Origin of the sequence: Pseudomonas sp. GZD-209 (assembly GCF_049310485.1) — a bacterium.
GTDB classification, from domain to species: domain Bacteria; phylum Pseudomonadota; class Gammaproteobacteria; order Pseudomonadales; family Pseudomonadaceae; genus Aquipseudomonas; species Aquipseudomonas sichuanensis.
Genome location: NZ_JBMOWQ010000026.1, coordinates 122620 through 134860 on the forward strand (window position 1 = coordinate 122620; position 12241 = coordinate 134860).

General features: G+C 64.5%; 7 protein-coding genes and 2 pseudogenes. 4 read left to right on the forward strand and 5 right to left on the reverse strand.

Annotation, left to right across the window (positions count from 1 at the left end):
• Positions 1 to 232: 232 nt before the first annotated feature.
• The 4 genes and pseudogenes from ACO6VM_RS04810 to ACO6VM_RS04825 all read right to left on the reverse strand — a co-directional run bounded on the left by ACO6VM_RS04810 (position 233) and on the right by ACO6VM_RS04825 (position 5703).
• Positions 233 to 2002: a phosphoethanolamine transferase CptA gene (locus ACO6VM_RS04810; protein WP_422402829.1), complete on the reverse strand. Its 1770-nt coding sequence runs from the start codon at positions 2000 to 2002 to the stop codon at positions 233 to 235.
• Positions 2003 to 2164: 162 nt separating this feature from the next.
• A pseudogene (locus tag ACO6VM_RS04815) lies at positions 2165 to 2707 on the reverse strand (methyl-accepting chemotaxis protein); the annotation flags it as partial.
• A 315-nt stretch (positions 2708 to 3022) separates the two neighbouring features.
• Positions 3023 to 4354, reverse strand: a pseudogene (locus tag ACO6VM_RS04820) (HAMP domain-containing protein); the annotation flags it as partial.
• Positions 4351 to 5703, reverse strand: coding sequence for an APC family permease (locus ACO6VM_RS04825; RefSeq protein ID WP_347148587.1), 1353 nt, complete (start codon positions 5701 to 5703; stop codon positions 4351 to 4353). The gene ACO6VM_RS04825 and the pseudogene ACO6VM_RS04820, both read right to left, overlap by 4 nt.
• Before the next feature lie 527 nt (positions 5704 to 6230).
• On the opposite strand from ACO6VM_RS04825, the gene ACO6VM_RS04830 reads away from it, so the two are divergent.
• Positions 6231 to 7745, forward strand: a complete 1515-nt coding sequence (locus ACO6VM_RS04830) for a YdgA family protein (protein ID WP_401056635.1) — start codon at positions 6231 to 6233, stop codon at positions 7743 to 7745.
• Positions 7746 to 8097: 352 nt separating this feature from the next.
• Positions 8098 to 9156, forward strand: a complete 1059-nt coding sequence (gene nadA, locus ACO6VM_RS04835) for a quinolinate synthase NadA (protein ID WP_401056633.1) — start codon at positions 8098 to 8100, stop codon at positions 9154 to 9156.
• 123 nt (positions 9157 to 9279) lie between these two features.
• On the opposite strand, the gene ACO6VM_RS04840 is transcribed toward nadA, so the two are convergent.
• Positions 9280 to 10716 carry a M48 family metalloprotease gene (locus ACO6VM_RS04840; protein ID WP_323830195.1) on the reverse strand — a complete coding sequence of 479 codons (1437 nt, stop codon included), beginning with the start codon at positions 10714 to 10716 and terminating at the stop codon, positions 9280 to 9282.
• 106 nt (positions 10717 to 10822) lie between these two features.
• Between ACO6VM_RS04840 and ACO6VM_RS04845 the strand changes: the two genes are divergently transcribed.
• Together ACO6VM_RS04845 and ACO6VM_RS04850 are read left to right on the forward strand one after the other, a co-directional pair.
• A complete protein-coding gene (locus ACO6VM_RS04845) occupies positions 10823 to 11062 on the forward strand; it encodes a sulfurtransferase TusA family protein (protein ID WP_110992328.1) in 240 nt (79 codons plus the stop codon).
• 21 nt (positions 11063 to 11083) lie between these two features.
• Positions 11084 to 12154, forward strand: coding sequence for an AI-2E family transporter (locus tag ACO6VM_RS04850; protein WP_125859647.1), 1071 nt, complete (start codon positions 11084 to 11086; stop codon positions 12152 to 12154).
• Positions 12155 to 12241 lie beyond the last annotated feature (87 nt).

Below are 12241 nucleotides of genomic sequence, written 5' to 3' on the forward strand. Positions count from 1 at the left end.
TTGGCGTAGGGCTGTGGCGATCACGGCGGCGGTTCTGGACATTCGGCTGCGCGAGCAAGCAACGGGTCACCAGCGATGCGACAGGGGCCATTCCGGGTCGTGGCATTCTGCCATTGCGCTGATCGAAGTAAAGGGGCTGCGTGTGAACTTTTGTCGCACGCAGCACACGGCAGACAGCCGCTACCCGGTGCTGCGGGTAGCGGCTGTCATGGGGACGCGGCAGGTGGGAGGTTCAGCCCTTGTCCGGGCGTGCGGGCGGGTTGTCCACGGTCTTCTGTTCGGCTTGCCCCTTGTCCGTCGGTAACCGATCGAACTCATGCAGGCCGTTCTTCACATAGGGGTTGCCGATCCAGCGTGGGCTGGGGCTGAACTGCGTGCTCACCAGGCTCTTGGCAGGCTCGTAGCGGTCGTAGCTCAGCCCGGCCAGGTCGGACAGGGTGTGGATCAGGTGCGAGCTGCTGTAAGGGCGCGAGGCCATCGCCTGCAGGTCTCGTGGGTGGCTGGCCTGCCAGCTTGGCGAGGTCCACAGCAGGAAGGGGATGGTGTACATCGGTCGGGTCGGGTCGCCTTCGTTGCGCCCCAGGCGATCGTGCTGGCCGGAGCTGTAGACATCCTCGCCATGGTCGGAGAGGTACAGCAAAAAGCCGTTCGGCGTGGTGGCCGCGTACCGTTTGATCAGGCTCGACACCACGTAGTCGTTGTAGCGCACCGCGTTGTCATAGAAGTTGTAGGTTTGCAGCTTGTCCGGCGACAGCGCCGCCGGGGCGCCGGCATTGTCCTTGAAGTGCTCGTAATCTGCCGGATAGCGGTAGCGGTAATCCATGTGGGTGCCGAGCAGGTGGATGATGATGAACTTCTTCTGCGTCGGGTCCTGCAGCGCTTTTTCGAACGGGTCGAGTACCACGTCGTCGTACTGGCTGGCGTTCTGGTTGCGCTGGTTGTTCAGGTAGACCTGCTCGTCCGTCTGCTGGGAGAAGGTGGTGAGCATGGTGTTGCGCTTGGTCATGGTCTGCTGGTTGGTAATCCAGAAGGTCTTGTAGCCCGCCTGCTTCATCAGGTTGATCAGCGACGGATCGGTCAGGAAACGGTCCGGGTGCTGTTCGTCACCGAAGGTGAGGATCTGCTGCATCACCTCGATGGTGTAGGGGCGCGGCGACACCACGTTGCGGAACACCGTCAGGCCCTTGTCGCTGGCGGCCAGGGCGTCGAGGTTCGGCGTGGTGTCGCGGTTGTAGCCATAAAGGTGCATGTGTTCGCGGGTGGTGGACTCGCCCAGCACCAGCACCAGGGTACGCGGGGTGTCGCCGTTGCTGTCCGCAAGGTTCTGCAGCGGCGGCAGGGCGGCGTTCTTTTGCAGCAGCTCCTGCATGTTGTCGAGCTGTTGGCGGTATTGCCGGTAGCCGACCACCAACTGCCAGGGGACCGCCGGCTCCATGCGCTGTTCGACCTTCTCGCGGGCTTCGGCAAAGGTGCGTTGCTGGGTGACGAGCTGTTTGTAGAACGGCAGGACCAGCAGCGACACCAGCAGCAAGGCCACCACGGGGATGCGGCTGCGCAGAGGCAGGGTAACCGGGCGAATGCGGGTCCACAGCAGCACTGCAACCGCCGTGTACAGCAGCAGCGCCAGGCACAGCGAAACACTGAAGTATTGGCTGAAGTACTCGCCGGCCTCGGCGGTGTTCGACTCGAACATCACGAAGATCACGCTCTGCGAGAACTCCTGATGGTAGATGGCGAAGTAACTCAGGCCCACCAGCGAACTGGCCCACAACACCAGGCCGATGACGGCCGCAAGCCCGCGGGTCAGGCGTGGCAGCAACAGTACCGGCGCCAGCCACAGGCTGCTGAGGATGAAGGCGTCGCGAAACCCGGCGAAACCGGTGGTGCCGCTGAACAGCAACAGCGCCTGGGTGACGCCGGAGAAATACCAGAAAAACAGCAGGAGCCAGCCGAGGCCTGCCCAGTCCATGGTTTTTTTTGCGGTGGGGGATGGGGTGGTCACGTGCGCCTCAGGAGCCAGATAGCCGCCATCAGGCTGGCGGCTGCATAAAGGAGGCGACGCTAGAGCAGGTGAAGTGAAAAGATCGTCAACAGGAAATGAAAGCCTCGAGAAACGTTGTCTGGGCCGCTGAGCGGCCCTCAAAGTACTAGTGCACAGCCGTTCCTAGACGCGGAACTGCTCCATCAAACCCTGTTGCTGGTTGGCCAGCCGGTTGAGCGCCTGGCTGATCCGTGCCGATTCATCGGCCTGCCCGGCCAGCGATTCGGTCACATCGCGAATCCCCGCGACATTACGATTCACTTCCTCGGCCACTGCGCTCTGCTGCTCGGCGGCGGAGGCGATCTGCAGGTTCATGTCGGTGATCACCGTTACCGCCTGGTCGATGCGTTGCAGGGCGGGCAGGGTCTGTTCCATCTGCGCGGCGCTCTCGCGGGCCTGGCGCTGGCCACCGTGCATGGCACCGACGACGTCCTGGGTGCCCTGCTGCAGGCCTTCGATCACCTGGCGAATTTCCTCCACCGAGACCTGGGTGCGCTGGGCCAGGCTGCGCACTTCGTCGGCGACCACCGCGAAGCCACGCCCGGCCTCGCCGGCGCGGGCGGCCTCGATCGCGGCATTGAGTGCCAGCAGGTTGGTCTGCTCGGCAATGGCGCGGATTACCTCGAGCACCGAGCCGATCTGCTCGCCACGGCTTTCCAGCGAGCGTGCCTGCTTCATGGCTGCATCCATGCCGCCGGCCAGCTGGTCGATGGCCTGGCGGGTGGCCGCGACCAGGGCCAGGCCTTCGCGGGTGGCCTGGTCGGCGCCGCGTGCGGCCTGGGCAGCTTGCGCGGCGTTATGGGCGACGTCCTGGGCGGTGGCGCTCATTTCGTTGGCGGCGGTGGCCACCTGTTCGATTTCCCGGTGTTGCTGTTGCATGCCGGTGCTGGTCTGGCTGGCGATCAGCGATGACTGGTCGGCGGTGCCACGGGCCTCCTGCACCGAGCCTTTGAGCTGGGCGATCACGGGCTGCAGCTTGTCCAGGAAACGGTTGAACCAGCCGGTCAATTGCCCCAGCTCGTCGTCGCGGGCGTAATCCAGGCGCCGGGTCAGGTCGCCTTCGCCGCTGGCGATGTCTTTCAGGCGCGCGGCCACCGCCAGGATCGGCCGAGTCACGCCGCGGGCGGTCAGCCACACCAGCAGCAGACCCAGCACGGCAGCGCCCAGGCCGATCAGCAGGCTGGTCAGGTTGGCGCGCTGGTTGTGATCGTCCAAGCGCTGGTTGAGGGCTACCGCCGGTGCTTGCAGCACACTCTCCGGCAGCTCCAGCAGCACCTGCCAGGGCGCGGCGCCGGGGATCGGGGTGAAGGGGCGCGAGATGCGCATCATGCCGTTATCCAGGCGCTCGACCGGCTGGCCGGCGCGCAGGGGCGCGGCGAAGGCGCTGGCGGCGCTGCCGAAGGCCTGCTCCACGGTCTTGCTCAGTTGCCGGGCGTCCTGGCTATGGCCGGCCAACAGCCCGACCGGGCTGACGATACTCACCTGGCCCTGGCCGTCGAACAGTTCCTGGCGCCCGGCCAGGGCCAGCTGCTGCAGGTTGTCCAGGCCAATGTCCAGGCCGATCACACCCACCACCTTGCCGCCTTCGAGCAGCGGCAGGGCGATGCTGGTCATCAGCACCTTCTGGCCGTTGATCTCGTCGAAGTACGGGTCGAGCACGCAGGCCTTGGCGGTTTCCAGCGGGCAGGTCAGCCAGCGGTTGTAGGCTGAGCCGTTGGCGCCAATGCTGGCGTCGGCGAGCATCGACTCGGGCATGGCCTCGGTTTCCAGCGCGCCGGGGCTGCTTTGCGACCAGTACAGCGAGAAGCGCCCGCTGTCGTTGCTGCCGGCATCGGCCTGGCCGACGAACTGGGCATCGCGCTGGTCCAGGGCGTTGGGCTGGAACACCAGGTACAGGCCGATCAGGTCGGGGTTGCCGGCCAGTGCGGCGCGGGCTTCGTGGTTGAGCTGGTTGCGCAGGTCGGCGCCGCCCCGGGCCTTGAGCGCCTGCACCAGGCGGGCGAAACCGTTGCCGTACTGGTAGGCGTCCATGAAGTAGCGCTGGATGCGCAGTGCCTGGGTTTCGCCGTGGGCCTGCAGGCGCAGGCGGGCGCTGTGGTCGAGCAGCTCGGTGTTGGCCAGGAACACCTGCTCGGCGTTGCGCCGGGCCTGGGTGAGCGAGGTGGCCACCAGCAGGGCGACGATGGCCAGCAGGCACAGGCCGGCGAGCAGGGTGATCTTCCACTGGATGGAGAGGCGGCGCAGCGACATGGGCTTTTCCTTCTCGATCAAAACAGAACGCCCGCGGTCAGGCGGGCGTCGGGTGTGGTTCATTCAGCGATGTAGTTCGGTGGCGCAACCCGGAAGGCCTTGGTCAGCCAGCCCAGGTACAGCACGCCAAGTGCCGCCCAGACGCCGCCGAACAGCAACGAGTGTTCATTCAGGTCCAGCCACAGCGAGACGATGATGCAGAAGCCGATGGTCGGCAGCACCAGGTACTTCATCTTGTTGGCCAGCCCCTGGCGGTTGCCTTCGCGCAGGTAGCAGTGGTTGATCACCGAGAGGTTGACGAAGCTGAACGCCACCAGCGCGCCAAAGTTGATGATCGACGTGGCGGTGACCAAATCGAAGAAGATCGCCGACAGCGCCACCAGGCCGACAATCGCGATGTTCAGCACCGGGGTCTGGTAGCGCGAGTGCAGGCGGGCGAACACGCTGGCCGGGATCACCTTGTCGCGGCCCATCACGTACAGCAGGCGCGACACGCTGGTCTGCGACGCCAGGCCCGAAGCGATGGTGTTGATCACCGTGCAGGCGATGAACACCGACTGGAACAGCTTGCCGCCGACATACAGGGCGATTTCCGGCAGCGCCGCTTCCTGGTCGTGGAAGCGCTGCATGGTCGGGAAGTAGGCCTGGATGAAGTACGACACGCCGATGAACACCACGCCGCCGATCAGTGCGGTGAGGAAGATCGCCAGCGGGATGGTCTTGCCTGGATTACGGGTTTCTTCCGACAGGCAGGTGACCGCGTCGAAGCCCAGGAACGAGAAGCACAGGATGGTCGCACCCGCGGCCAAGGCGGCGAACTGGGTCTGCTCGTCGCCGAACGGCACCAGGCTCCACGCGGTGCCCAGGCCCTCTCCTTGATCCAGGCCACGCACGCAGAGGTAGACGAACACGCTCATGATCGCCACCTGGACGAGCACGAACAGCAGGTTGAAATGCGCCACCAGGTTAATGCTGCGCATGTTGATCAGGCTGATCACGGTGACGAAGCCGGCCACCCACATCCATGCCGGTACCTCGGGGAACATCGCCGACAGGTACAGCTTGGCCAGCAGCGCGTTGACCATGGGCAGCAGCAGGTAGTCCAGCAGCGACGACCAGCCCACCAGGAAGCCCACGTGCGGGTTGATCGCGCGTTGGGTGTAGGTGTAGGCCGAACCGGACTGCGGGAAACGCCGCACCAGGGTGCCATAACTCACAGCGGTGAACAGGATGCCCGCCAGCGCCAGGATATAGGCGCTGGGCACGTGCCCGGCGGTGATGCCGGAGACGATGCCGAAGGTGTCGAACACGGTCATCGGAGTGAGGTAGGCCAGGCCGATGATCACTACGTGCCAGAGGCGCAGGGATTTACGGAACTGGCCGTTGCCGGTGGCGCGGTGGTCAGGCTGCATGCGCGTGGTACTCCTGGCGTTGGACGGCAGGCACGGCGTGCGGCGGGCACGGCAAGGTCGAGCGGGTGGGCTCCATGTTGTTCACCTTTTATGTTGGAGCTGCGAAGTGCGCGGAGAGGGCGCGGGTGTCAGGGCTTCAAGCGCCGGGACGAGGAAGGCGGCGCGTGCGGGCAGGGGCGTTTGGGCATGATGGCGGCGCGATTGTTCTTCTTCGTGGAATGGGCGCTTGCAAGGTGGGTGAAATAAAAAACGATGGTCATTAGGGTGTCAAGTTAAACATGACAGACTGCCCGGTCATGTTGTTTTTTATCTACATTGAAAGGGGTTTTCTGCCTTTTTTTGGCGTTTTACCTGTTTTGTGCGGATTCTCGTGTCTATAAATATTGACGACAAGAAGGGCGGTGGTACGGTGCCTCGCCTGCGTGTGTGCTACTGCTATGCCATGCGCTCACCCTGACAGTGGTATTCTGCGCGTCCTCGCGTGCTTCCACGCGCAGCCCCCCTATGGACAGCAATCGGTTCTATTCATGAAGAAATCAGTAGGCATCCTTTCCGGCCTGGCCGTCGCCATCGCCGTCGCGACCACCGCTGGCGCCTGGTACACCGGCAAACAGTTGCCGGCGGAGCTGGAGCGCTCCGTCATCCAGTTCAACGCAGAACTGGAGAGAGCCCTGGTCGGCAGAGGCGGCAGCGTGACCGTCGAACTGGCTTCGCTGGAGCAGCATTTCTTCACCAGCACGGCGCACTACCGCTTCAAGGTCAAAGACATTCCAATTGACGAGGTCGAGAAAGTGAACTTCGACTTCAGCGTGGCCGACCAGATCGAGCATGGCCCGTTCCCTTGGTCGCGGGTCAAGGCATTCAAGCTGATGCCGGTGATGGCCACCAGCAACCTTGCACTGGAAAAAGACGATTTCACCGCGCCGTGGTTCGCTGCGGCGGGTGACAAGGTGCCGGCCAGCGGTCAGATCAGCCTGGGCTATGGCGGCACGGTCGAAAGCGATATCCGCCTGGCGCCGGTCAAGCTCAAGCAGGATGGCGAAGAGGTCCTGGACTTCTCCGGCATGCAACTGCTGTTGAGCAGTGACAGCAAGGCCAAGAGCACCGAAATTCACGCCAATAGCGATCGCCTGGAAATGTACTTCGTCGATGCGCAAGGGGCGCCGATGAAACTCTTGCTCAACGGCTTCAAGGTCGGTAGCAAGCTCAGCCAGGCCGACCACGACCTGATTCATGTCGGCAACTTCGACCTGGCCCTGGCCGATGCCCAGCTTACCAGCGGTGCCGATCGGCAAGTGCTGGTGCTCAAGGGGTTGGAGCAGAACAACCTGTATAGCGCCGAAGGCGAAGCCAAGGACAAGCTGGCCGCGCGCCTGGAATACAAGGTCGGCGACATCAGCTATGCCGGGCGCAAGATAGGCAGCGGCGAGATGGTCTTCACCATGAAGTCCATCGACATCCCGGCCTTGCAGTCACTGCTGGAGTGGTACCAGTCCAAGGCGCCGCAGGTTCAGCAGGTGGTCACTGAAGGGGAGGCGCTGTCGTCGCTCGACATGACCCCGGCAGAACAGGCCAAGGTCCAGGGCGATCTGCAAAAGATGCTGGCCGGCAAGCCGCAGTTGGCGCTGGAAAAGCTGTCGTTCAAGACGGCCAACGGCGAGAGCCACTTCAGCCTGGCCATGGATTTCGCCAGCCCGACCTCGTTCGACCTGCCGCCTGATCAGTTGGGCAAGCAGTTGGTCAGCAGCCTGCACAGCAAGCTGAGCGTGTCCAAGCCGATGGTCGGTGACCTGGCCACCCTGCAGGCACTGCTGGGCGGCGAGACCGACGCGCAGGCCATCGCCCAGCAATCCAGCCAGGCCGGTGAAATGGTCGGCATGATGGCGGTGCAAAGCGGTATGGCCACGGTGCAGGGCACTGACGTGGTTTCGAGCCTGAAGTATGCCGATGGCATGGTCGACTTCAACGGCAAGAAGATGACCGTCGAAGAGTTCGCCATGCTGATCAGCGGCCACCTGGCGGCCCTGCAGCCCCAGGGCTGATCGCGGGTTCCAGGCCCAATTCGCGGGGCAAGCCCGCTCCCCCGTTGACCACGTCGTGGGGACGGGGTTTCCCCGCAATTGCGTTTAACCCCACGCACAGGACCACACCCCCCCCCCGTGCACCAGTGTGGCGGGCCGCTCCCCCCCCCGCGATTGCATTCAGCCCCGCCACGCAAAAACCCCTTTTGCATCGCTCCGATTGCCTGTAGCCTTCGCCGTCCGATAATAATCCGCGCCCGCAGAGGGGCCGCGAGGGCCCGCCCAGCTGGCCGTCCGGCACCGCTAGCCGATCTGTCAGGGCCGGGTGATACACTCGATTGACGCGCGTACGCGCCCTGCAGGTCCTGCGATCATGACCCAGATTTCCGAACGCCTGTTGGTACAGGCTCACCTCGACGCCAAGCAGCCCCACCCGCTGACGCCCGCGCAGGAGGCCGAGTACCGTGCGGCCATCGCCGCCGAGCTGAAGAAGCAGAATGCCGTGCTGGTCGCCCATTACTATTGCGATCCGGTGATCCAGGCCCTGGCCGAGGAGACCGGCGGTTGCGTGTCCGACTCGCTGGAAATGGCCCGCTTCGGCAAGAACCACCCCGCCGACACGGTGATCGTGGCCGGGGTGCGTTTCATGGGCGAGACGGCGAAGATCCTCACCCCGCAAAAGCGCGTGCTGATGCCGACCCTGGAAGCCACCTGCTCGCTCGACCTGGGCTGCCCGGTCAAGGAGTTCTCGGACTTCTGCGATCAGCACCCCGAGCGCACCGTGGTGGTGTACGCCAACACTTCCGCCGCAGTGAAGGCGCGGGCCGACTGGGTAGTGACTTCCAGCTGCGCACTGGAAATCGTCGAAAGCCTGATGGACAACGGCGAGACCATCATCTGGGGCCCGGACCAGCACCTGGGCCGCTATATCCAGAAGCAGACCGGCGCCGACATGCTGCTGTGGGACGGTGCCTGCATCGTCCACGAAGAATTCAAGTCGCGCCAACTGGCCGACATGAAGGCGCTGTACCCGGACGCGGCGATCCTGGTTCACCCGGAGTCGCCGGAAGCGGTGATCGAGCTGGCCGACGCGGTGGGTTCCACCAGCCAGCTGATCAAGGCTGCGCAGACCCTGCCGAACAAGACCTTCATTGTCGCGACCGACCGCGGCATCTTCTACAAGATGCAGCAGTTGTGCCCGGACAAGGAATTCGTCGAAGCCCCCACCGCCGGCAACGGCGCGGCCTGCCGCAGCTGCGCGCACTGCCCGTGGATGGCCATGAATACCCTTGAGCGTGTGCTGGATTGCCTGCGCACTGGCAGCAACGAGATCTTCGTCGAGCCGGCACTGATCCCCAAGGCGATCAAGCCGCTCAACCGCATGCTGGATTTCACCCAGGCGGCGCGTTTGAAGTTGTCGGGCAACGCCTGACCGAGGCTTGAAACCATCGCGGGGCAAGCCCGCTCCCACGTAGCCAGGGCTGATGAAGTATCATCAAACCAACCCTTGGCGGCGTGGGAGCGGGCTTGCCCCGCGATGCTTTCTGGCTGTAGATCAGCGCCCCATCATGTCCTTGACCATGCGCTGCTGCTCCATGATCTCGCGCTGGCGCTGGTCGATCTGTGAGGCCAGCGGGAAGTTGCTGCCCGAGCGGCGCTTGGCATAGTCGAGTTGCTGGATGGCCTGGTCGAAGTCGCCGACCAGGGTGAAGTACTCGGCGCGGGCGCGGTGCAGGCCGATGGTGTTGCCGGAAAGGCCGCGCACTTCGGCAACGTCGTACCACACGTCCGGATCGTCCGGGCGGCTCTTGACCAGATCATCCAGCACTTTCTCCGCCTCGGCTGGCTTGCCCTGCTTGACCAGCAGGTCGGCGCGCACCTGTTTCAGCGGGTAGTTGCCAGGGTACAACGCCTGCAGGCGCTGGACGCGCTGCTGGGCATCGGCCAGGCGGTTGTTGGTGATGTCCAGGTCGATCTGCGCCAGGTTGTAGGTGATGTCGTTGGGCGCCTTGGCCAGTAGCGGCTTGAGGCTCTCCCGCGCTTCGTTGAGCTGGCCGCCCTTGATCTGCGCCAGCGCCAGGCCATAGCGCGCGGCGTCCATTTGCGGGTTCTCTTCAAGCTGGGCGCGGAAGCGCTTGGCGGCCAGGCCCGGGGTGCCTTCGTAGGTGAGCTGCACGCGGGCGCGGATCAACTGGTAGCGCAGGCTGTCCTCGACGCCGCCCGCCGGCGCCTGCTCGGCGCGGTTGCGAGTGTCGGCCACCCGGGATTCGGTGACCGGGTGGGTCAGGAGGAATTCCGGCGGTTTGGCGTCGTAGCGGTACTGGCGCGCCAGGCGCTCGAACATGTTGGGCATGTTGCGCGGATCGTAACCGGCTTTTTCGAGGTTCTGGATGCCGATGCGGTCGGCCTCCTGCTCGTTCTGCCGGGAGAAGCGTCGCTGCTCCTGAATGGCCGCCGCCTGGGTACCGGCAATCACGCCAATGCCGGCGTCGCCACCGCCCCCCGCCGCGAGCACGATGCCCGCCAGCAGCGCCGCCATCATCGGCAGCTGCATGCGCTGCTGGGCTTCGACGCCACGGGCGAAGTGACGCTGCGACAAGTGCGCCAGTTCGTGGGCCAGTACCGAGGCGTACTCGCCTTCGGTCTGGGCGTTGAGGAACAGCCCGCCGTTGACCCCGACGATACCGCCGGGTGCGGCGAAGGCGTTGAGTTCCTTGCTATCGATGAGAATGAACTCCAGACGCCGGTCCTGCACCTGGCTGGTCTCGGCCAGCTTGTACACGCTGGTCTCGACGAAATCCTTGAGTTGCGGGTCGTTCAGCTGGTTGACGTTGCCACGCAGCAGGCTCAGCCAGGCGCGCCCGAGCTGGTGCTCCTGTTGTGGCGAAACGATCGCGGAACTGGCATCGCCCAGTGACGGCAGGTCGTCGGCGTGGCCGGGCAGGGCCATCAGGCAGGCCAGCGTCAGCAGGGTGGGGCGCAGTAGATTCATGCACAAGCTCGCGTCGGTCAAAAGCCTTACTGTAGCCGGGTCGCACGATGCCGACCAGTGGCGGTATCCTAGTGCCCTTTTTGCCCTGCCTGTGGAGACGCGCCCGATGAGTGACACCCTGACCTGCGACGCCGAACTCGACGCCAGCGGGCTGAACTGCCCGTTGCCGCTGCTCAAGGCGAAGATGGAGCTCAATCGCCTGGCCAGTGGCGCGGTGCTCAAGGTGATCGCTACCGACGCCGGCTCGCAACGCGACTTTCGCACTTTTGCCCGGCTTGCCGGTCATACGCTGCTGCACGAAACGGCCGAGGCCGGGGTGTACACGTACTGGCTGCGCAAGGCCTGAGTTTTCTTTCAAGGATCGGCAATGATCAAAGTGCTACGCGACTGGATGCAGCGCTACTTCTCCGATGAGGAGGCAGTGGTGCTGGCGGTCCTGCTGTTCCTGGCCTTCACCGTGGTGCTGACGTTGGGCGGCATGCTCGCGCCAGTGCTGGCGGGCATGGTCCTGGCCTTCCTGATGCAGGGGCTGGTCAACGCCCTGGAGCGCTTCAAGGTGCCGTCACGGCTGGCGGTGTGGCTGGTGTTCGCGCTGTTCATGGGCGCCCTGGCGGTGTTCATGCTGGTGCTGGTGCCGTTGCTCTGGCATCAGTTGATCACCCTGTTCAATGAGCTGCCCGGCATGCTGGGCAAGTGGCAGTCGCTGTTGCTGCTGCTGCCCGAGCGCTACCCGCACCTGGTATCGGACGAGCAGGTGCTGCGCGCCATCGAGTCGGTGCGCGGAGAAATCGGCAAGTTCGGCCAGTGGGCGCTGACCTTCTCGTTGTCGAGTCTGCCGCTGCTGGTCAACGCGATGATCTACCTGGTGCTGGTGCCGATCCTGGTGTTCTTCTTCCTCAAGGACCGCGAACTGATCGGCCGCTGGGTCAGTGGCTACCTGCCACGCGAGCGCGCCCTGCTCAACCGGGTGGGCGACGAGATGAACCGGCAGATCGCCAACTACATCCGCGGCAAGGGCATCGAAATCCTGATCTGTGGTGTCGCCACCTATATCGCTTTCATCAGCCTGGGGCTCAACTACGCCGCACTGCTGGCGCTGCTGGTGGGGCTGTCGGTGGTGGTGCCTTACGTAGGTGCGGTGGTGGTGACCGTGCCGGTGACCCTGATCGCGTTGTTCCAGTGGGGCTGGGGCGATCAGTTCATCTACCTGATGGCGGTGTACGCGATCATCCAGGCGCTCGATGGCAACGTGCTGGTGCCGCTGCTGTTCTCCGAGGCGGTGAGCCTGCACCCGGTGGCGATCATCTGCGCGGTGCTGTTGTTTGGCGGGTTGTGGGGCTTCTGGGGGATCTTCTTCGCGATCCCGCTGGCGACGCTGTTCAAGGCGGTGCTGGATGCGTGGCCGCGGCAGGAGGCATCGGTCGCGCCGATGCTCTAGGGGCTACCCGTGGGAGCGTGCTTCGTGGGAGCGGGCTTGCCCCGCGATAGCGCCTGCCCAGGCAACACCTATGGCCTCGCTGGCGCC